4 protein-coding genes are annotated in these 23,455 nt (G+C 70.6%); all 4 read left to right on the top strand.

Features of this window, described 5'->3' with window-relative positions:
- The first annotated feature begins 306 nt into the window (after positions 1–306).
- The 4 genes from OG299_RS15665 (at position 307) to OG299_RS15650 (ending at position 23,446) form a co-directional block, all read left to right on the top strand.
- Positions 307–1,890, top strand: coding sequence for a class I adenylate-forming enzyme family protein (locus tag OG299_RS15665; protein WP_327361804.1), 1,584 nt, complete (start codon positions 307–309; stop codon positions 1,888–1,890).
- 55 nt (positions 1,891–1,945) lie between these two features.
- On the top strand, positions 1,946–3,172 hold the full coding sequence (gene hemA / locus OG299_RS15660; protein WP_327361803.1) for a 5-aminolevulinate synthase: 1,227 nt from the start codon (positions 1,946–1,948) through the stop codon (positions 3,170–3,172).
- Between the two features lie 2 nt (positions 3,173–3,174).
- Positions 3,175–4,710: a long-chain-fatty-acid--CoA ligase gene (locus OG299_RS15655; protein ID WP_327361801.1), complete on the top strand. Its 1,536-nt coding sequence runs from the start codon at positions 3,175–3,177 to the stop codon at positions 4,708–4,710.
- Positions 4,711–4,858: 148 nt separating this feature from the next.
- Positions 4,859–23,446 (top strand): SDR family NAD(P)-dependent oxidoreductase, encoded by an 18,588-nt coding sequence (locus tag OG299_RS15650; RefSeq protein WP_327361800.1) that lies wholly within the window; start codon positions 4,859–4,861, stop codon positions 23,444–23,446.
- Positions 23,447–23,455: the final 9 nt, after the last annotated feature.

Below are 23,455 nucleotides of genomic sequence, written 5' to 3'. Positions count from 1 at the left end.
GAAGCATCTTCGGTCGCTCCCGTGCATATATGTACGTTCCGGGCCGCACGCCCGTACCGACGGCCGGGACCCGCCATCCCGGGCAGGGAGAGCGCTCGACGAAGTCGAGGGGCCGGGTCCGGCCCTGGCGCGTGCGCCGATCGGCTACCCAGATCGTGACGCCTTCCCGGCTACCCACATCGTGATGCCTTCCGGCACTCCGTTATAGCGAGTCGAACGATCTACCGCTTACTTCGATTGCGCGGCGAAGATTGAACCGCCCAATTAGATAACGTCGTTATAGTTGGCGAAATCAAAGGAAGTCCCATGAGCCTGCCCGAGCCTTGGTGGCGTGCAAGTCAAAGTTATGTCTCGGAGATCCTCTCACTGCTCGCGGCCGCGCCCGATCGAGATGTCGTTCATTGGCGTGGCAAAGCCTTCTCCGGTGGCGACCTGATTCGGTCCGTGACTGAAACGTTCCTTGCGCTGCGCAATCGCGGAGTGGGCAGGGGGGATGTGGTGGCGATTCTGGTCGCGCCCAACAGCCCTGAGATGCTCACCGTGCGGTACGCGACACATCTGCTCGGCGGCGCCGTGTGCTATGTGCGGACCACTAATCCCGGTACCAGGACGACGATCCTTCCGCTGGATCACCAGATCCAGATTCTGCGCGAAACCGAAGCCGTAACCATCTATGCCGATGCCGAAGGTTCGGAGCGCGCGGCAGAGCTCGCCGATGGCAGTGGGATCCCGGTAACGCGACTTCAGCATGGGGAACGCGATGAGGTCGGCCGGGTCGATTTTGCCGGTACCCCGGACGCCGTTTCATGGGACCCGGAGGCGCTGGCCTTCATCGGCTTCACGAGTGGCAGCACGGGACGGCCCAAGGGAATCCGGTTGTCGGGCCGCGCGTGGGAAGCCACCATGCGTGCATGGATGGAGGTCGGTCGTGAATACGACTGTGCGTCGATCCTGGTGTCGACCCCTCTGAGTCATGGCGTCGCCCCGATGGTAGACGCGGTCTTCGCCTTGGGCGGAGCGCTCTACGTCCATGAGAGCTTCGATGCCGAGAAATTCGTGGACACCGTCTCCGCGGAGAAGGAGGTCTCGTGGACGTTCATGGCGACAAATCACGTGTTCCAGGTCATCGATCATCTGCTCGAGCGAGGAATCCGCGACCGAGACGCTTTTGAAGCCGCGGGCCTGTCTTCGCTGAAGCGGATCGTCTACGGCGGCAGCCCCGCGGCGCCCGCCAGATTGACACAGGGTTTTCGGATTTTCGGCCCATCCATGGCGCAGGGGTATGCCACGAGTGAGAGCGGTCGCATCACGATCCTGACGCCCGAGGAGCACGGCGACCCGGAACTCGCGGCCACGGTCGGCCGGCCCTTCCCCGGGGCGGAGGTCGTCGTCTGCAACTCGAATTCGGGCGCGCAGTTGGCGGTGGGGGAAATCGGCGAGGTTCGTGTCCGCTCGCCTCAGATGATGGACGGCTATAACGGCAACCCGGAGTTGACTGCACAAGTTCTTCGTGACGGCTGGTATTTCACCGGAGACATCGGCCGTCTCGACGAGCGAGGCTATTTGACTCTCCTGGGTCGGGTGGCCCACGTCATCAAGGTCGGCGGCGTCAAGGTTCATCCCATAGTTCTCGAGGCGGAAATTCTTTCCCACCCGGGTGTCCGGCACGCTGCCGTCTACGGCGTGCAGGACGAGGACGGAAGCGATCACATCCACGCCGCGATCGAATGCGATCCGGCTGAGGTGGTCGAAGTGGAAGACATTCGCGCGAGAATTGCTGAGGCGCTTTCCCCGATTCACGTGCCCGAGAAGATTCATGTCTTGAGCGAACTGCCGATGAACAGCAACGGCAAGCCCGACAAGGTGCTCCTGAAGTCGCAATATTCCTAGCGTGGACCTTTCGGTTCGCAGGTCAATCCAACCGCTACGTCGAGAAGGCGAGTGAATGAACGTTCACCTGGCATCATACCTGAGTGGGAACACCGCTGAAGATCTTGCTGAAAGCAAGCGCGAGTTCCTGGAGATCGGCCGCCGTTCCGGTGATTACCCCATGGCCAGTGCGCGGCGCGACGGGGTGGATTCGGAAGTAAGCGTCTGGTGCAGCAACGACTATCTGGGAATGGGCCAGAATCGCCAGATCATCGAGGCCATGCACGCCGCGATCGATGCTCACGGCGTAGGCTCCGGAGGTTCCCGGAACATCGGTGGAACCAACCACTACCACGTCCTGCTCGAAAATGAGCTGGCGGACCAGCACGGCAAGGAGGCCGCTCTCCTCTTCACGTCGGGATACACGGCCAACGAGGGGTCCCTCTCCGTTCTGGCGGGGCTTCCGAAGGACACCATCGTATTTTCCGATGCGAAGAACCACGCCTCGATCATCGACGGTCTCCGGCACAGCGGCGCGAAGAAGCACGTCTTCAGGCACAACGACGTCGCCCACCTGGAAGAACTGATCGCGGCCGCTCCCGCCGACAGCCCGAAGCTCATCGTCGTGGAATCGGTCTATTCCATGTCGGGCAACGTTGCGCCGCTCGCCGAGATCGCCGACATTGCGGACAAGTACGGTGCCACGACCTTCATCGACGAGGTCCACGCGGTCGGCATGTACGGCCCGCAGGGCGCCGGCATCGCCGCGCGGGAAGGCATCGCCGACCGGTTCACGGTCGTGATGGGCACCTTGGCCAAGGGTTACGGAACGGTCGGCGGCTACATTGCGGGACCGGCGGCCCTCGTGGACGCGGTGCGGACCTATTCGCGCTCGTTCGTCTTCACCACCTCGCTGCCGCCGGCGGTTGCGGCCGGTGCGCTGGCCTCGGTTCAGTACCTGCGGTCTTCCGATGTCGAGCGGAAGCTCCTCTCGGAGAATGCGCAGCACCTGCACAGCCTTCTGATCGCGGCCGACATCCCGTTCATTTCGACGGACTCCCACATCGTTGCGGCCTTCGTCGGTGATGACGAAATGTGCAAGCGGGCGTCCCAGCTGATGTTCGAGCGGCACGGGATCTACGTCCAGTCCATCAATGCCCCCAGCGTGCCCGCGGGCGAGGAGATCCTGCGGATCGCTCCGTCTGCCGTGCACGATCAGAAGGATGTCGAGGAATTCGCCCAGGCCCTGCAGGGAATCTGGAAGGAACTGAACATCCCGACCGCGAGTTCCCGAGACTGGTGACCATGTCAGTTGCCGGCGTGCTGGCCGACACGGCGGCGCAGCGACCTGACCACTCTGCCGTGATCTACGAGTCCGAGCACTTCACCTACGGGTGGCTGTGGGAACAGGCACGTCGCTACGCCTCCGTGCTGCGAGCCAACGGGGTACGGCCGGGAGACCGGGTCGCCATGCTCCTGGTCGACACCCCGCAGTTTCCCGTTGTGTACTTCGGCGTGCTGGCGGCCGGCGCCGTCGCGATCCCGCTGAGTGTCATGTCGACCGCGTCGGAGATCGATCACGTACTGACCGATGCCGACGCCCGTTTTCTGGTGTGCGCCGCCTCCTTGCTCACCCGGGCGAGGGAGGCGGCGGAGCCGCTCGGCACGGTGCTCCTCACCGTCGGACCGGGCCCCGCGGGCACGGTCGACCTGGAGAGCGCGGCACGGGACACAGAGCCGATCGACGATTCCGCGGTGCGGGAACCCGACGATGTCGCGGTCGTGTTCTACACGTCCGGCACGACGGGCAAGCCGAAAGGGGTGATGCTCACCCACCGGAACATTCTGCACAACGTCGAGAGGATGGTCACCACTCCGTACATGTTCCGGAGTGACGACGTACTGCTCGGGTGTTTGCCGCTGTCGCACGGTTTCGGTCAGATCTGCGGCATGCTGACCGGCTTCCGCGCCGGTATATCCATGGTCATGATGTCGAGGTTCTCCGGTCGGGAGGCTCTCGCACTGATGACGAAACACCGGTGCACGGTGTTCATGGGCGTGCCGACCATGTATTTCGGGTTGCTCGATGCGGTGGCCCAGGGAGAGCCGGTTCCTCGGCTCGACCGCGTGTACAGCGGGGGATCGGCGCTTCCGGTCAAGACCCTCGACGATGTCCGAAGCGTTTTCGGATGTCCTGTGTACGAGGGGTACGGGATGACCGAGACCTCCTGCAGCGTTGCCTATCACTATCCCGGCCTGACTTTTAGATCCGCAACAGTCGGTGTTCCGATCACCGGCATCACTGTCGGTATAGCTCGGCCGAATTCCGACAGGATCGATCTCCTGCCCGTCGGTGAGGTGGGCGAGATCGTGGTGCGCGGTCCGAACGTCATGGCCGGATATCTCGATCGCCCTGATATCACCGCCGAGGTTCTGATCGACGGCTGGTTCCTCACCGGCGATCTCGGCAGGCTGGACGGCGACGGCTACCTTTCGGTCGTGGGGCGTAAGAAGGACTTGATTCTGCGTGGCGGCTACAACGTCTATCCGCGCGAAATCGAGGAGATCCTCGTCGGGCATCCGGCCGTGGCACAGGTGGCGGTCATCGGTGTTCCGCATCCTGTGCTCGGTGAGGAGGTCTGGGCGATCATCGTCCCCGCCCGGCCGGAGGACGTCACCTCTGGATCGAATGAAGAGATCATCGAATGGGGCAAAGAGCGTCTCGCCGCATATAAATACCCTCGTCGGGTCGAGTTCACCGACGCTCTCCCGATGGGGCACAGCGGAAAAGTTCTCAAGCGGATGCTCGTCGCGAAATACGAGCCGACCGCCGGCTCTTAGCGGCAAACGAAGCTGGCTTTGGATCGGCCAGTCCCCCAAGCGGCTGACCGGCCGTCGCAGAATCAATTGACGTAGCACCCGCAGCACGGCTGCGGGTGCTACGCCTCCGCTCAGGCATCGTACGCAACAATAGGTAGGGCAGCTCGACATGGTTGAATTCCAAGCGGACACTTCGACATCGACCGAGGCGATCGCCATCGTCGGTATGTCCTGCCGACTGCCGCATGCGGAGAACCCCGCTCAGCTGTGGCAGCTGCTGCGCGACGGCCGCAGTGCGATTGGCGCGCCCCCGGCAGGCCGCCCCGACCTGCCCTCTCGGCCGGGGGGCTATCTCGAGGACGTCAGCGGCTTTGACGCGGGCTTCTTCGGCATCAGCCCGCGCGAGGCGTCGTCGATGGATCCGCAGCAGCGGCTCATGCTCGAGCTCGCCTGGGAGGCACTGGAGGACGCCAGGATCCTCCCGTCCGATCTTGCCGACAGCCGGACCGGTGTCTTCGTCGGCGTCATCGCCGACGACTATGCCGCCCTCACGCATCAGCACGGGGTCGAAGGCATCACCCGCCACACCCTGACCGGTCTCAACCGCGGCGTCATTGCCAACCGGATCTCCTACACCCTGGGTCTGCACGGACCGAGCGCGGCCGTGGACACCGGCCAGTCCTCCTCGCTGGTCGCTGTGCACCTGGCAGTCGAGAGCCTGCGCCGCGGCGAGTCCGCCATGGCCATCGCCGGCGGTGTCAACCTCAATTTGGTGCCGGACAGCACCATCGGCGCGGAGCGGTTCGGCGCACTTTCACCAGACGGTCTCAGCTTCACTTTCGACGCGAGGGCGAATGGATATGTACGCGGTGAGGGCGGCGCGTTCGTGGTGCTCAAGCCGCTGCACGCCGCCGTAGCAGACGGCGACCCGGTCTACTGCGTGCTGCACGGCAGCGCGATGAACAACGACGGGACGACCGAGGGTCTGACCGTACCGAGTCCGGCCGGCCAGCAGGACGTCCTGCAGCAGGCGTACGAGCGCGCCAAGGTGTCCGCGGAGCAGGTGCAGTACGTCGAATTGCACGGCACGGGTACCAAGCTGGGCGACCCGATCGAAGCGTCGGCCCTGGGCGCGGTGCTCGGTGACGGCCGCGTGGACGGAACCGAGCTGCGGGTCGGATCGGTGAAGACCAACGTCGGACACCTTGAGGGTGCCGCCGGCATCGTCGGCTTGCTGAAAGCGGCGCTCTGCATCCGCAACCGCGAGCTCGTGCCGAGCCTGAACTTCGAAACCCCCAACCCGGACATTGCATTCGACGAGTTGAAGCTCGCCGTGCAGCGAAGCCTCGAGCCGTGGCCGCGGCCGGACGAGCCGCTCTACGCAGGTGTCAGCTCGTTCGGTGTGGGCGGCACCAACTGCCACGTCGTGCTTTCGGACTGGCGCACCGAGTCGGCGGCGCAGGAGGAGTCGCCCGGCGCCGGGTCCGGCTCGGGTGTGGTGCCGTGGGTGGTGTCGGGCAAGTCGGCCGAGGCTGTGGCCGGTCAGGCAGGGCGGCTGGTGTCTCTCCTGGAGGGGCGTCCGGGGCTGGATGTCGCGGCGGTGGGTCGTTCGCTCGCGGTGTCGCGTGCCCGTTTCGATCACCGTGCGGTGGTGCTGGGGGAGACGCACGAGGAGCTTTTGGCGGGTGTTCGGGCGTTGGCCGCGGGTGTGCCTGCGGCTGGTGTGGTGTCGGGTCGTGCGGTGCCGGGTGATGTGGGCAAGACGGTGTTCGTCTTCCCCGGTCAGGGTTCGCAGTGGCAGGGCATGGCGCTTGAGCTCTTCGACTCCTCCCCGGTGTTTGCGGGGCGGCTGGTGGAGTGCGAACAGGCTCTGGCGCCGTTCACGGACTGGTCGCTGCTGGATGTGCTGCGCGGCGTGGACGGTGCGCCTGATTTCGACCGGGTGGATGTGGTGCAGCCCGCGTTGTGGGCGGTGATGGTCTCGCTGGCGGCGCTGTGGCGTTCGGTGGGCATCGAGCCGGATGCGGTGGTCGGTCACTCGCAGGGTGAGATCGCGGCGGCCGTGGTTGCCGGTGCGTTGTCGCTCGAGGATGCGGCGAAGATCGTCGCATTGCGCAGCCGGGCGATCGTGAAGCTGGCCGGTACGGGTGGGATGGTGTCGGTGGCCCTCCCGGCCGACGACGTTCGCGAGCTCATCGCCGATGGGGGCGGCGCGATCGATATCGCCGCGCACAACGGCCCCGTCAGCACGGTCGTCTCCGGCGACCCCCAGGCCCTGGCCGACCTCGTCGCGCAAGCTGACGTCAAGGGATACCGCGCCCGCACCATTCCGGTCGACTACGCCTCTCACTCCTCCCACGTCGACTCGTTGGAGGACGAGCTGCGGGAGCTGCTCGCCGGTGTCACGCCGCGTGCCGGTGACATCAAGTTCTTCTCCACTGTCACCGGGCAGCCGCTGAACGGTGAGGAGCTCGACGGCGGGTACTGGTTCCGCAACCTCCGCCAGACCGTCCAGCTGGAAGAGGCCACCCGCGCTCTGCTGGGCGACGGGCATCGCGTCTTCATCGAGGTCAGTGCCCACCCGGTGCTCACCTCGGCCCTCGGCGACACGGCCGAAGAGGCCGGTGTCGGCGGCATGGGTGTCGTCGGATCGCTGCGGCGCGACGACGGTGGACGGGATCGTTTCCTGGCCTCGGTCGCAGCGGCGCACGTCAACGGTGTGGAGGTGGAGTGGGAGCGCTTCCTGCCGGGGTCGGGCCTGGTGGACCTGCCCACGTACGCCTTCCAGCGTCAGCCCTTCTGGCTGGACGGTTCGGCGACCGGGCCGGTCCGGGTCCGGACCGCCGCGGCAAGGCGCAGCGGTCCGAAGCGGTCCGCGCCGCGCCGCGATGAGCTGGAACTGGTGCGTGCGCACGTGGCAGCAGTGCTCGGCCACGGATCGGCGCGCGACGTGGACATCGAGACGACCTTCAAGGACCTGGGCTTCGACTCCCTCTCGTCCGTCGAACTGCGGAACGCGCTCAATGCGGCCACCGGGCTCTCGCTGCCCGCCGGCCTCCTCTTCAACTACCCGACCCCGGCCGTGCTCGCCGAACACCTCGGTGATCAGCTCCTCGGCCTGGAGCAGGGCCACGGCCAGGATGACGACGAGTACGAGGCCATAGCCCTCGACGAGCCGATCGCGATCGTGGGCATGGCATGCCGGCTGCCGGGAGGGGTCGCCTCTCCTGAGGACCTGTGGCGCCTGGTCAGCGGCGAGGTCGATGCGGTCGACGGATTCCCGACCAACCGAGGCTGGGACCTTGACTCGCTCTTCACCCCCGATCCGGACAGCCCCGGCAAGACCTACGCCACCCAAGGCGGTTTCCTGCACGACGCGGACCGCTTCGATGCCGAGTTCTTCGGCATCAGTCCCCGTGAGGCGGCGGCGATGGAGCCCCAGCAGCGGCTGCTGCTGGAGACGGCCTGGGAGGCCTTCGAGCAGGCGGGCATCGACCCCGCCGCGCTGCGCGGCACCCGCACCGGTGTGTACGTGGGCGCGACGGCGCAGGAGTACGGGCCGCGGCTGCACGAGCCGTCCGGCGGATACGAGGGCTACCTGCTGACGGGCAACGCCGCCAGTGTGGCCTCGGGCCGGCTGGCCTACACCTTCGGGCTGGAGGGCCCGGCGGTGACGGTCGACACCGCCTGCTCGTCCTCGCTCGTCGCGCTCCACCTCGCCGCGCAGTCGCTGCGCCAGGGCGAGTCCTCCGTGGCCATCGCCGGCGGTGTGTCCGTCATGGCCACGCCCGGCATGTTCGTGGAGTTCTCCCGGCAGCGCGGGCTGTCGCCGGACGGGCGGTGCAAGGCGTTCTCCTCGTCGGCGGACGGCACGGGCTGGGCCGAGGGCGTGGGCCTGCTGGTGCTGGAGCGGCTGTCGGACGCGGAGCGCAACGGACACCAGGTGCTCGCGGTGATCCGTGGTTCCGCCGTGAACCAGGACGGTGCGAGCAACGGTCTGACGGCCCCGAACGGGCCTTCGCAGGAGCGGGTCATCCGCGCCGCGCTGGCCGGCGCCCACCTGTCGGCGTCCGAGGTGGACGCGGTGGAGGCGCACGGCACGGGCACCAAGCTCGGCGACCCGATCGAGGCGCAGGCGCTCCTGGCCACCTACGGCCAGGACCGCGAAGAGCCGCTTCGACTCGGCTCGCTGAAGTCGAACATCGGTCACACGCAGGCCGCGGCGGGTGTCGCGGGCGTGATCAAGATGGTCATGGCCATGCGTAACGGGGTCCTCCCGGCGACGCTGCACGTGGACGAGCCGACCTCGCACGTCGATTGGTCGGCCGGCGCGGTGGAGCTGCTGACGCGGGCCCGGCAGTGGCCGGAGCTCGACCGTCCGCGCCGGGCGGGCGTCTCGTCCTTCGGCATCAGCGGTACCAACGCTCACCTCATCGTCGAACAGGTCACGGAGATCGAAGCTCCGGCGGAGGAACCGTCGGTGTCGGGTCCGGTGCCGTGGGTGGTGTCGGGCAAGTCGCGGGCTGCTCTGTCGGAGCAGGCGGATCGGCTGGTGTCGTTCCTGGAGGAGCGGCCGGAGCTGGACGTCGTGGCCGTGGGCCGTTCGCTGGCCGTATCGCGCGCTCGTTTCGATCACCGTGCGGTGGTCGTGGGGGAGACCCGTGAGGACCTCCTGGACGCTCTGCGGGCGCTGACCCCGGGCGAGGCCGTCTCGGCAGGCTCGGTCGCGTTCCTGTTCTCCGGGCAGGGTAGTCAGCGTGTGGGCATGGGCCGTGAGCTGTATGCGGCGGAGCCGGTGTTCGCGGCTGCGTTCGACGAGGTCGTCGCGGCGCTGGATGCCCACTTGGACCGTTCGCTCGCCGGGGTGATCGAGGGTGAGCCGGAGCTGCTTCAGCGGACGCTGTTCACCCAGCCGGCGCTGTTCGCGGTCGAGGTGGCCCTGTTCCGCCTGCTGTCCCATTACGGGGTGACCCCGGATTATCTGGTGGGCCATTCGGTCGGTGAGCTGGCGGCGGCCCATGTGGCGGGTGTGCTGTCCCTCGAGGACGCCGCGCGTTTGGTGTGTGCGCGGGCGCGTCTGATGGAGGGTGTTGCCGAGGGTGGGGCGATGGCTGCCCTGAACGCGGGTGAAGCGCGCGTTGCCGGGTGGCTCGAGGGTCGTTCCGGTGTGGATGTGGCCGGTTTCAACAGCCCTGCCGGCACCGTGATTTCGGGTGACGAGACGGCCGTGCTCGAAATCCTGGAGCTGGCTCGCGGGGAGGGTGTGAAGGCGACGCGGCTGAAGGTGAGCCATGCCTTCCACTCCGCGCACCTGGACGGAATGCTGGCGGAGCTCACCGAGGTCGCCCGGACCCTGACCCATTCGGCTCCCCGGATCCCGGTCGTCTCGAATGTCACCGGTGAGGTGGTCGAGGAGTTCACCGCCGAGTACTGGGCTGTTCAGGCCCGTTCGGCGGTCCGTTTCGCCGACGGCATCGCCACGCTGTCCGGTCTTGGTGTGACGGCGTTCGTGGAGCTGGGTCCCGACGGGACGCTTGCGGGTCTGACGGGCGAGTGCCTGGCCGACACCGAGGGCATCGTCGTGGTTCCGGTGCTGCGCAAGGACCGCGCCGAGAAGCATTCCCTCCTCGCCGCCCTGGGCGCCGTGCACGCACATGGTGTGGGCGTGGACTGGGAGGGGTTCCTGCCGGGTTCCGGTGGGGTGGAGCTGCCGACGTACGCGTTCCAGCGTGAGCGTTTCTGGTTGGACGCGCCGCGTTCCGGTGATGCGGCGGGTCTGGGTCTGACGGCTGTGGATCATCCGTTGTTGGCTGCGGTGATCACGGAGCCTGACGGTGACGCGGTGCAGTTCTCGGCTTCGGTGTCGTTGTCTTCGCATCCGTGGCTGTCCGATCACGCGATCGGTGGGACGGTCCTGGTTCCGGGGACGGTGTTCCTGGAGCTCGCGGGCACCGCGGCCGAGCAGCTCGGATACGCCGCCGTCGAGGAACTCACCCTCCAGGCACCCCTGATCCTCTCGGAGAAGACGAGCGCTCAGCTGCGGCTGACCGTCGACCGGGCCGACGCGCGCGGCGACCGTCAGTTCACCGTGTACTCGCGGACCGGCGAAGAGCAGTGGACCGCCCACGCGTCCGGCCTGCTCACGTCCTCCGTCCCCTCGCCGGGCGTCTCCCTCGACCAGTGGCCCCCGGCCGATGGCACCCCCATCCCGCTGGACGGCGTCTACGACCGCCTCGACGACCTGGGCTACGGCTACGGGCCGGCCTTCCACGGTCTGCGCGCCGCCTGGCGCGCCGGTGACGACCTCTTCGCCGAGGTCGCCCTGCCCGACCAGCTCCACACCGAGGCCGCGCGCTTCAGCGTGCACCCCGCCCTCCTCGACGCGGTGCTGCACCCGCTCGTGCTGGAGGCCGCGGCCTCGGCGCAGGACGACAGCACGATCCGTCTGCCGTTCTCGTTCTCGGGCTTCGTGCTGCACGCGGTCGGCGCCACGGTGCTGCGCGTCCGCTGGACCCGTACCGGCCAGGACACGGCCCGTCTCGCTCTCGCCGACGGCGCCGGCGCTCCGGTGGCGACGATCGAGTCGGTCGCCCTGCGGCCGATCGCCCGCGATCAGCTCGCCGCTGCCGGCCCGGCCGTGGAGTCCCTGTACCGGCTGGCCTGGGAGGCCGTCCCGACGGCCGAGCCGGTCGCCGACCAGCGGTGGGTCCGGCTGGGCGAGACGCCCTACGCCGACCTCGCCGCGCTCGGCGCCGCGGTCGACGCCGGATCTTCCGTACCGGAGTTCGTGGTGATCGGCGAGCAGGAGCTCGCCGTCGCCACCACCGGTGATGTGCTCGACCGGACCCACGCCACGGCGGCGCGCGGGCTGGAGGCGGTGCGGGAATGGCTGGCCGCCCCGCAGTTCGCGGAGCGCCGCCTCGTCCTCGTCGTGCCGGACGGCGCGCTGCACACGGCCCCGCTCGTGGGCCTGATCCGCACTGCGCAGACCGAGCAGCCCGACCGACTGGTCCTCGCCCACGTGGACGAGCGGGGTCTGGAACTGCTGCCCGCCGTGTTGGCCTCGGGTGAGCCCGAGGTGGCGGTGCGGGGCGGCGAGTTGTTCGTGCCGCGTCTGGCGCGTGCCGCGGGTGTCGTGGCGGGTGCGGTGGAGGGCCTGGATCCGGAGGGTACGGTCCTGGTGACCGGCGCTCTGGGTACGCTGGGCCGTCTGGTGGCGCGCCGGTTGGTGACGCATCACGGTGCGCGCCACCTGCTGTTGGTGTCGCGTCGTGGTGGTGAGACTCCGGGTGCTGCCGAGTTCGTGGCGGAGCTGGCGGAGTTGGGTGCGCGGGCTCGGGTTGCGGCGTGTGACGTGTCGGACCTCGACGCGCTTGCGGGTCTGTTGGACGAGGTCGCGGTCGAGCGTCCGCTGACTGCCGTGGTGCATACGGCGGGTGTCCTGGACGATGCGACGGTCGCGATGCTGTCGGCCGGTCGGCTGGAGCGGGTGATGCGCCCGAAGGTGGACGCGGCCTGGAACCTGCACCGCCTCACCGAGTCCCTCGGCCTCGCCTCGTTCGTCATGTTCTCGTCCATCGCGGGTCTCATGGGCAACGCCGGCCAGGCCAACTACGCGGCCGCGAACACCTTCCTCGACGCCCTCGCGCGGCACCGCCGCGCCCGGAACCTGCCCGCCACCTCCCTCGCGTGGAGCCTGTGGGACAGCGCCGACGGCATGGCCGGAACCCTCGCCGACGCCGACGTCGCGCGGTGGAAGCGGAGCGGAATCGTCCCGCTGACCCCGGAGCTGGGTCTCGATCTGTTCGACGCGGCGCTCGCCTCGGCGGAGCCGCTGCTGGTCCCCGCCGAACTCGACCTGGGCGCCCTGCGCGCCCGGGCCGAGGAGAACGCGCTCCCCGAGCTGTTCACCGGCCTGGTCCGCGTCCGCCGCCGGCAGGCGGCCGGCGCCGCCCGCGGCGCCGACTCGTCGTGGGTCCAGCGGCTGATCGCGCTGGCCGCGGAGGAGCGGGCGCAGGCCGTACTCCAGACCGTACGGGAGACCGTGGGGCTGGTTCTCGGGCACGGGGCCAACGCCGACATCGACCCGGCCAAGGCCTTCAAGGACACCGGCTTCGACTCCCTCTCGGGTGTCGAACTGCGCAACCGGCTGGGCTCGGTGACCGGTCTGCGACTGCCCACCACCCTCGTGTTCGACCACCCGTCGCCCCAGGCGGTGGCGGACTTCCTGCTGGACCGGCTCGACGAGACCGGAACGGCCGTCGTCCCGTCGGTGGTCGCCCACGCCCCGGGACTGGACGAGCCGATCGCCGTGGTCGGCATGGGTTGCCGCTACCCGGGCGGGGTCTCCTCGCCGGAGGATCTGTGGCGGCTCGTGGCGGAGGGCCGGGACGCGATCGACGAGTTCCCGTCCGACCGCGGCTGGGACGTGGAAGGCCTCTTCGACCCGGACCCCGAGAAGATCGGCAAGTCGTACACGCGCAAGGGCGGATTCCTCTACGAGGCGGCGGAGTTCGATGCCGAGTTCTTCGGTCTGAGCCCGCGTGAGGCGATCGCGACCGACCCGCAGCAGCGTGTGCTGCTGGAGGTCGCGTGGGAGGCGCTGGAGCGTGCGGGAATCGACCCCGCCTCGCTGCGCGGTTCCTCGACCGGCGTCTACGCGGGTGTGATGTACAACGACTACGGGTCGCGGCTGGGGAGTGCTCCGGAGGGCTTCGAGGGGCATTTGCTGACGGGCACGATCGCGAGTGTCCTGTCGGGTCGGGTTGCCTACACGTTCGGTCTCGAGGGGCCGGCGGTGACGCTGGACACGGCGTGTTCCTCCTCGCTGGTGGCGGTGCACCTGGCCGCTCAGGCGCTGCGCCAGGGCGAGTGCTCGATGGCACTCGCCGGCGGTGTCACCGTGATGTCCACGCCGACGACCTTCGTCGAGTTCTCGCGTCAGCGCGGTCTGTCGCCGGACGGGACCTGCAAGTCGTTCGCGGCTTCGGCGGACGGTACGGGCTGGGCCGAGGGCGCGGGCGTGCTGGTGCTGGAGCGTCTGTCGGACGCTCAGCGGCTCGGGCACAACATCCTGGGTGTGATCCGTGGTTCCGCGGTCAACCAGGACGGTGCGAGCAACGGCCTCACCGCCCCCAACGGGCCCTCGCAGGAACGCGTCATGCGCCAGGCCCTCGCCAACGCCCGCCTCGCTCCGCACGAGGTGGACGCGGTCGAGGCGCACGGCACCGGTACCCGGCTCGGTGACCCGATCGAGGCCAACGCGCTGCTGGCCACCTACGGCCAGGACCGCGAAGAGCCGCTGCGTCTGGGATCGATCAAGTCGAACATCGGTCACACGCAGGCTGCCGCGGGTGTCGCGGGCATCATCAAGATGCTGATGGCGATGCGCAACGGGGAGCTTCCGGCGACGCTGCACGTGGACGAGCCGACGCCGCACGTCGACTGGTCGACGGGTGCGGTGGAGCTGGTCACCGAGCGTCGGGCGTGGCCGGAGGTGGCGCGTCCGCGTCGCGCGGCCGTGTCCTCGTTCGGTATCAGTGGTACGAACGCGCATGTGGTCCTGGAGCAGGGCCCGGAGCCGGTCGTGGCCGGTGAGCCGGTGGTGGCGGGGCTTCCGCTGGTGGTCTCGGCGAAGAGCGAAGCGGCCCTGGCGGCGCGTGCCGGCCAGGTGCGTGAGCTGCTGGCCTCGGAGATCGTCGATTCGGCGCGGGTGGCTTCGGCTCTCGCGACCCGGGTCCCGCACCTCCCCTTCCGGGCGACGGTTTCGGGCGCCGGCCGAGATGAGCTGTTGGCGGGTCTTGAGGCGCTGGCCTCGGGCGGGTCCGCGGCGAACCTGGTGCAGGGTGCGGTCACGGGCTCGGGCAAGACGGTGTTCGTGTTCCCGGGTCAGGGTTCGCAGTGGCAGGGCATGGCTCTGGAACTCTTCGACTCCTCCCCGGTGTTCGCCGCCCGGCTGGTGGAGTGTGAGCGGGCGCTGGCGCCGTTCACGGACTGGTCGCTGCTGGACGTCCTGCGCGGTGTGGAGGGTGCACCCGGTTTCGATCGGGTGGAGGTGGTGCAGCCGGCGCTGTGGGCGGTGATGGTGTCCCTGGCCGCGCTGTGGCGTTCGGTGGGTATCGAGCCGGATGCGGTGATCGGCCACTCGCAGGGTGAGATCGCGGCGGCCGCGGTGTCGGGGGCGCTGTCGCTGGACGACGCGGCGAAGGTCGTGGCGTTGCGCAGCCGGGCGATCGTGAAGCTGGCGGGTACGGGCGGGATGGTCTCGGTGGCCCTGCCGGCCGACGAGGTCCGCGAGCTCATCACCCGTTGGGACGGCGCCATCGACATCGCCGCACACAACGGCCCGCGTTCCGTGGTGGTCGCCGGAGAGGTGACCGCTCTCGAGGAGATGGTCGCCTACTGCAAGGACAACAAGATGCGCGCCAAGCGCATCCCGGTCGACTACGCCTCCCACTCCGCGCACGTCGAAAGCCTGCGGGACGAGCTTCTCGACGCCCTGTCCTCGCTCACCCCGCGCGCCGTCAAGGTGCCCTTCCTCTCCACCGTCACCGGGCAGCCGCTGGACGGCACCGAGCTCGACGGCTCGTACTGGTTCCGCAACCTGCGCCAGACCGTCCAGCTGGAGGAGGCCACCCGGACCCTGCTCGACCAGGGCCACCGCGTCTTCATCGAGGCCAGCGCCCACCCGGTGCTGACCATCGCGCTCCAGGAGACGATCGACGACACGTCGTACGACAGCGCCGTCACCGTGCCCTCGCTCCACCGCGACGAGGGTGGACTCGACGACTTCCTCGCCTCCGCGGCGCAGGCCCACGTCTCGGGTGCCCCGCTCGACTGGGCTGCCGTGGTCGGCGGACCCGGCGCGGTCGTCGACCTGCCGACCTACCCCTTCCAGCGCCGGCGCCACTGGCTGGAGGGCCCGGCGCCGGCCGGGGACGCGGGCGGGCTCGGCATGGCCGCCGAGCGGCACCCGCTCATCGGCGCCGCGCTCTGGATGGCCGACGAGGACAAGCTGGTCCTGAGCAGCAGGATCGCCCTGAACACGCAGCCCTGGCTGGCGGACCACGCCGTGGCCGGCACCGTGCTGCTCCCCGGTACCGCCTTCGTGGACCTCGCCATCCGGGCGGGTGACCGCACGGGCCTCGAGCAGCTCGACGAGCTGACCCTGCAGGCACCGCTGGTGCTGGCCGGCCGCGGCGCAGTACAGCTCCAGGTCGTGGTCGACGCTCCGGACGAGGAGGGCCGGCGCGCGCTGTCGGTCCACTCCCGCCCGGAGCCCGAGTCCGACGACGCCGCGGTCCACCCGTGGACCCTGCACGCCACCGGCGTACTGGGTCATGCGGAAGGACGTGCGGGCGTACCGGCCGACTCCGCCTGGCCCCCGGCCGGCGCCGAGCCGGTCGACCTGACGGCGGCGTACGACACGCTCGCCGAGCGGGGCTTCCAGTACGGACCCGCCTTCCAGGGCCTGCGGGCGCTGTGGCGCGCCGGCCAGGAGATGTTCGCCGAGGTCGCGCTCCCCAACGACGTCCCCCCGGGCGAGTTCGGGATCCACCCGGCCCTCCTCGACGCCGCCCTGCACCCGCTGGCGCTCGCGCAGGACGGCCGCCTGGTGCTGCCGTTCGCCTGGACCGGCGTTCGGCTGCACGCGGTGAACGCCAGCGTGCTGCGCGTACGGATCACCCCGGAGGGCTCGGGTGCCGCCCTGTCCCTCGCCGATGCGAGCGGTGCGCCGATCGCGTCGGTGAAGACGCTCGGCCTGCGGGCCGTGGACCCCGCGCAGCTGGCCGGCTCGGGCACCCCCCGCCAGCCGCTGCTGCAGGTGGAGTGGACGACCGCCCCGGAGGTCGCCCCGGCCGCCGGATGGGCCGTCCTCGACGCGTCCGGCCACGGTCTGCCCGCCCCTCTGGGCAGCTACTCGGACCTCGCCGGCATGGCCGCGGCCCCGCCGCTCGTCGTGGTCCCCTTCCCCGGCGAGGACGGCCCCGGCGCCGTGGCACACCGGGCCCTGCGGCTGGCCCAGGAGTGGCTCGCCGAGGAGCGGTTCGCCGACTCGCGCCTGGTCTTCGTGACCCGTGACGCGACCACCGCCCGCACGGAGGCCGGACTCGGCTCGGCTCCCGTCTGGGGGCTGGTGCGTACCGCCATGGCCGAGAACCCCGACCGGTTCGGCCTGCTGGACCTGACGGACTGGGACCTCTCCGAGGCCGAGCTCGGCCGTGCGCTGGCCGTACCGGACGCGCAGGTGAGCCTGCGGGACGGGGCACTGCTCGTACCGCGGCTGGTCAAGTCGCCGACGACGGGCGACACCGTGCCCGCCCTGAACCCCGAGGGCACCGTGCTCATCACGGGCGCCACCGGCACCCTGGGCCGGCTGTTCGCCCGCCACCTCGTCGCCGAACACGGCGTACGGCACCTGCTGCTGGCGAGCCGCCGCGGCCGGGGCGCGGCGGGCATGGCGGAGCTGGAGGCCGAACTCACGGCCCACGGAGCCGACGTGTCCGTGGTCGCCTGTGACACGGCCGACCGCATGGCGGTCGCCGCGATGCTGGACGCGATCCCCTCGGAGCACCCGCTCACCGCGGTCCTGCACACCGCCGGCGTCCTCGACGACGGCACGCTGCACGCCCTCACGGCCGAGCAGCTCGACACCGTACTGCGCCCCAAGGTCGATGCCGCCCGGCACCTGCACGAGCTGACGGCCGACCTGGAACTGGACGCGTTCGTCCTGTTCTCCTCGCTGGCCGGTACGGTCGGCACCGCGGGACAGGCCAACTACGCCGCGGCCAACACCTATCTGGACGCCCTCGCGCACCACCGCCAGGCCCTGGGCCTGCCCGGTACGTCGCTGGCCTGGGGCCTGTGGGCCGAGGGCAGCGGGATGACCGGTCACCTGACCGACGCCGACCTCGCCCGCATGTCCCGGGGCGGCATCGCCCCCATCGGCAGCGAGCAGGGGCTGGCGCTGTTCGACGCGGCCCTCGCGACCCGTGGGCCGGTGCTCGTTCCGGCGCTGCTGGACTACACCGGACTGCGGGCACAGAGCGAGGACGGCACCCTGCCCGCGCTCTTCCACGGCCTGGTGCGCCCGGCGCGGCGCGCCGCCGTCGGCGAGCAGGCGGGCGGGAACTCCCTCCGGGAACGCCTGGCGCCCCTGGCCCTCCAGGACCAGGAGCGCGCGCTGCTGGAACTGGTCCGCGGCGTGGTCGCCTCCGTACTGGGGCACACCGACGCCGACCAGGTCGCGCCCGACCGGTCCTTCAACGACCTGGGCTTCGACTCGCTCAAGTCGGTGGAACTGCGCAACCGGCTGAACGCGGCCGCAGGTCTGAAGCTGCCCGCGACGCTGGTGTTCGACCACCCGAGCACGGTCGAGCTGGCCGGCTTCCTGCGGACCGAACTGCTCGGCTCGGCCGCCGCCGCGGTGACCGTGGCCGAACCGGTCGTCGGAGCCTGCGACGAGCCGATCGCGATCGTCGCCATGGCCTGCCGCTACCCGGGCGAGGTCAGCTCCCCCGAGGAGCTGTGGGCGCTGCTGTCCGACGAGCGGGACGCCATCGGCCCGTTCCCGAACGACCGCGGCTGGGACCTGGACGGCCTGTACGACACGGACCCCGACCACATGGGCACCTCGTACACCCGGCACGGCGGATTCCTCTACGAGGCTCCGCAGTTCGACCCCGAGCTCTTCGGGGTGAGCGCCCGGGAGGCCACCGCCATCGACCCGCAGCAGCGCCTGCTGCTGGAAATCTGCTGGGAGGCCTTCGAGCGCGCGGGCATCGACCCGACCTCGCTCAAGGGCAGCCAGACCGGTGTGTTCGCCGGTGTCATGGCCAACGACTACGCGGCACGCCTGAAGGACGCCCCCGAGGCCCTGGAGGGCTACCTGTCGGTCGGCAGCACGGTCAGTGTCGCCTCCGGCCGCGTCGCCTACACCCTCGGCCTGCAGGGACCGGCGATCACCGTCGACACCGCCTGCTCCTCCTCGCTCGTCTCCGTCCACCTCGCCGCGCAGGCGCTGCGGAACGGCGAATGCGGGCTGGCCCTGGCCGGCGGTGTGACCGTCATGGCCGCGCCCACCCTGTTCGTCGAGTTCAGCCGGCAGCGCGGCCTGGCACCGGACGGCCGGTGCAAGTCCTTCTCCGCGCAGGCGGACGGGGCGGCCTGGGCCGAAGGCGCCGGAATCCTCCTGCTGGAGCGGCTCTCCGACGCCCAGCGCAACGGCCGCCGGATCCTCGGCGTGATCCGCGGAACCGCCGTCAACCAGGATGGTGCGAGCAACGGCCTCACCGCCCCCAACGGCCCCGCCCAGGAGCGGGTGATCCGCCAAGCCCTGACCAGCGCGGGCCTGACCACCGCGGACGTCGACGCGCTGGAGGCCCACGGCACCGGCACCACGCTGGGCGACCCGATCGAGGCCCAGGCCGTACTCGCCACCTACGGGCAGGAGCGCCCGTCGCCCCTCCTGATGGGCTCCCTGAAGTCCAACATCGGACACTCCCAGGCCGCCGCCGGTGTGGCCGGCGTCATCAAGATGGTCATGGCGATGCAGCACGGGGTGCTCCCCAAGAGCCTCCACATCGACGAGCCCAGCCCGCACGTGGACTGGTCCGCCGGCGAGGTGGAACTGCTCACCGAGGCGGTGCCGTGGCCCGAGTCCGAGCGGCCGCGCCGGGCAGGCGTGTCCTCCTTCGGCATCAGCGGTACCAATGCCCACGTCATCGTGGAGCAGCCGCCGGCCGAGGGGACGCTCCCGCCAGCCGAGCCGATGCCCGTCGTGCCGCTGCTGCTGTCCGCGCACAACGACGCGGCCCTGCTGGCACAGGCCGACCGGGTGGGCGCGGCCCTCGCCGACACCGGGCAGCAGGACCTGGCATCGACGGGCCGGACCCTGGCCGTCGGACGGGCCGGACTGCCGCACCGCGCCGTGGTGGTGGCCTCCACCGCCGCCGAAGCGGTCGACGGATTCGCGGCGCCGACCGTGCGGGGTACACCCGTGGACGGCCGTACGGCCTTCCTCTTCACCGGTCAGGGCAGCCAGCGACTCGGCATGGGCCGGGAGCTGTACACCGCCTACCCCGCCTACGCCGAGGCCCTGGACACCGTATGCGAAGAGCTCGACCCATGGCTGGAAAGGCCGCTGCTCGACGTCCTCTTCGGTGAGGACCCGGCGCCGCTGGACCAGACCGGCTTCACGCAGGCCGCCCTGTTCGCCACCGAGGTCGCGCTCTTCCGGCTCCTCGAAGGCTGGGGCGTACGGCCGGACTTCCTCGCGGGCCACTCCATCGGTGAGCTGGCCGCCGCGCACGTCGCCGGCGTCCTCTCGCTGGCGGACGCGGCGCAGCTCGTCGCGGCCCGCGGCCGGCTGATGCAGGCACTGCCCGGCGGCGGCGCGATGCTCGCCGTGCAGGCCGAGGAGCAGGAGGTGCTGCCGCTGCTCGCCGGACGGGAGGACCTGCTGGGCATCGCCGCCGTCAACGGCCCCGCCTCCGTGGTGCTCTCGGGCGACGCGGAAGCCGTCGAGGCCGTCGGAGCCGAACTCGCCGCCCGGGGACGCAAGACCAAGCGGCTGCGCGTCAGCCACGCCTTCCACTCCCCGCACATGGACGCGATGCTGGACGCATTCCAAACGGTGGCGAAGGGGCTCACGTTCGCCGCGCCCACCATCCCGATCGTCTCCACCCTGACCGGGCAGCCGGTCGGCGCCGAGGAACTGACCACGCCCGAGTACTGGGTCCGGCACGTCCGCCGGCCCGTGCGCTTCCTGGACGCGGCACGCGCCCTGGAGGCCGAAGGCGTACGGACCTTCCTGGAGCTCGGCCCGGACGGCGTGCTCAGCGCGATGGGGCAGGACTTCCTCGACGCGGGATCGCTCCTGGTCCCGGTGCTGCGCGGCGGGCGCCACGAGCCGCACACCGCCGTCACCGCCCTGGCCCACGCCCACGTACGGGGCGTGCCGGTGGACTGGCGCGCACTGTTCGGCGAGAACGCCGGACCGGCCGCGGACCTGCCGACCTACCCCTTCCAGCGCCGGCGCTACTGGCTCGCGGAGGGGCCCGGCGGCGGCGACGTCACCTCGGCCGGACTCGACTCCGCACGGCACCCGCTGCTCGGGGCCGCGGTTGCGCTCGCCGACTCCGACGGGGTCCTGTTCACCGGCCGGATCTCGGCCCGCAGCCACCCCTGGTTCGCCGACCACGCCGTCGCCGGCACCCTGCTGGTCCCGGGCACGGCCCTGGTGGAGCTCGCGCTCCACGCGGGCGCCGCACTCGGCTGCGAGCGGCTGGAGGAACTCGTCCTCCAGGCACCCCTGGTCCTTCCCGACGAGGGCGCGCTCCAGCTCCAGATCACCGTCGGCGGCCCCGACGCGGACGGCCGCAGGCCCGTCGCCGTTCACTCGCGCGGGGACCGGGAAGGCGACGTCTGGAACCGGCACGCCACCGGCACCGTGGTGGCCGCCGTTCCCGGCGGCCCTGAACCCGACCTCGCGTCCTGGCCTCCGGCCGGCGCCGAAACCCAGCCGGTCGAGGACCTGTACGACCGCCTCGCCGACCAGGGCTACGGCTACGGCCCCGCCTTCCAGGGCCTCCAGGCGGCATGGCGCTCGGGCGAGGACCTTTACGCCGAGGTACGGACGTCCGTCGACCCTGAGGGATTCGCCCTGCACCCGGCACTGTTCGACGCCGCGCTGCACACACTGTTCCTGGAGGAGTCGGCCGAACTGCGGCTGCCCTTCTCCTTCGGCGGCGTCCAGCTGACCGGGTCCCGGACCGGCACCCTGCGGGTCAAGCTGTCGACCGGCCCGGACGGAACGGTCGCGGTCGCCGTCGCCGACGAGACGGGCGCGCCGGTCGCCACCGTCGCATCGCTCGCCCTGCGGGCCCTGCCGGCGGGGACCGCGCTGACCCGCCCCTCCGACCAGCACGTGTACGCGGTGGAGCGGGCCGGTGTGGAACTCCCCACCGGTGGCGACACGACCATCGTGGTCCTCGGCGGGGCCGACCTCGGACTCGTTGCCGAGCACCACGCCGACCTCGCCGACCTGGCCGCCTCGACGGCGGACGGCGCGGCCGCACCCGACGTGGTCGTCCTCCCGGTACGCCCGGCCACGGCGCAGGAGACCGGCCGGGTCACGGAGGAGGTGCTGGCGGTCATGCGGCAGTGGCTCGCCACCGACGCGCCGGCCGGAGCGAGGCTCGCCGTGGTCAGCACCGGGGAACTGGCGCACAGCGCACTCTCCGGGCTGATGCGGACGGCCGAGTCGGAACACCCGGGACGTTTCCAGCACGTGATCACGGACGGCCTGCCGGCCGGCCGCGAGCTGCTGGCCGCGGCCCTGGCCGACCCCCGGCCGCAGCTCGAACTGCACGGGGGACAGGCCTGGGTGACCCGGCTCGCCAAGGTCCCGCACCCGGTCCGTACCCCGGACGTGGACGACGCGTTCGACCCGGAGCGCACGGTGCTGATCACCGGTGGCACGGGCGCACTCGGAGCCCAGGTCGCCCGGCACCTGGTGACCGGCCGCGGCGCCCGTCGCCTGCTGCTCACCAGCCGGCGGGGCGGGGCGCAGGACCTGGTCGCCGAACTGACGGCGCTCGGCGCGGACGTACGGGTCGCGGCGTGCGACGCGGCCGACCGCGACGCGCTGGCCGGGCTGCTCGCCTCGATCCCGGACGAGTACCCGCTCACCGCGGTCGTGCACGCGGCCGGAGTCGTCGAGGACGCCACGCTGGAGGCCATGAGCCCGGAGAGCCTCTCCCGGGTCCTGCGGCCGAAGGTGGAAGCCGCCTGGAACCTGCACGAGCTGACCGCCGGACTGGAGCTGACGGACTTCGTCCTCTTCTCTTCCGTCGCCGGCCTGGTGGGCAACGCCGGACAGGCCAACTACGCCGCCGGAAACACCTTCCTGGACGCGCTCGCCGCACACCGGCGCGCCGAGGGCCTGCCCGCCGTGTCCCTCGCCTGGGGCATGTGGCAGGACGGCATGGCGAGCGACCTCGACCGTGCCGACCGGGCCAGGCTCGCACGCAACGGGATCCTGCCGATGCCGACCGACCGGGCACTCGCGGCCCTCGACACGGCCCTGGCCGGAGCCAAGGCGCCACAAGCCGGCGGCGGGGCGGGGATCCGACCGGTGCTCGCGCCGGTGGCACTCGACCTCGCGGTACTGCGGGGCCTCGGGGACGCATTGCCCGAGCTGTACCGGGGCCTGGTGCGCACTGAGCGCCGAGCCGGCCGGCGCACCTCCGCTCCGGCGGAGATCCCGCTGGCGCAGCGGCTCACGGGCCTGAGCGAGGCGCAGCAGCAGCAGCTGCTGCTCGACTTCGTCAGGGAACAGGTCGGCATCGTCCTTGCCCACCCGGCCCCGCGGACGATCGACGTCCAGCGCGGACTGCTGGACCTGGGCTTCGACTCGCTCACCGCGGTCGAATTCCGCAACAGGCTGGACACCGCCAGCGGGCTGCGGTTGAGCAGCACGCTCGTCTTCGACCACCCGACCACGCAAGCCGTCGCCGAACACCTGCGGGGCGAGCTGGTCGGCGAAGTGGCGGACCCGGTCCAGGAGGCCCTGGACACACTCGAGGCCGCTCTCTGGGCCTCCGGCGCGTCGGACAGCGACGGACCGGCAGGAAGGTACACCGCGCGACTGCGCGGCCTGCTCCGGGCGATGGACGGCGGCCCCGACGGCGCCGACATCGACCTGGCGACCGACGACGAACTCTTCGCAGCACTTGACAACGAACTCGGCAGGTAGACATGAACA

The sequence above is a fragment of the Streptomyces sp. NBC_01296 genome (assembly GCF_035984415.1).
Taxonomy (GTDB): Bacteria; Actinomycetota; Actinomycetes; order Streptomycetales; family Streptomycetaceae; genus Streptomyces.
Note: the sequence above shows the minus strand (reverse complement) of the source record. Positions and strands in the feature narration are given on the sequence as shown.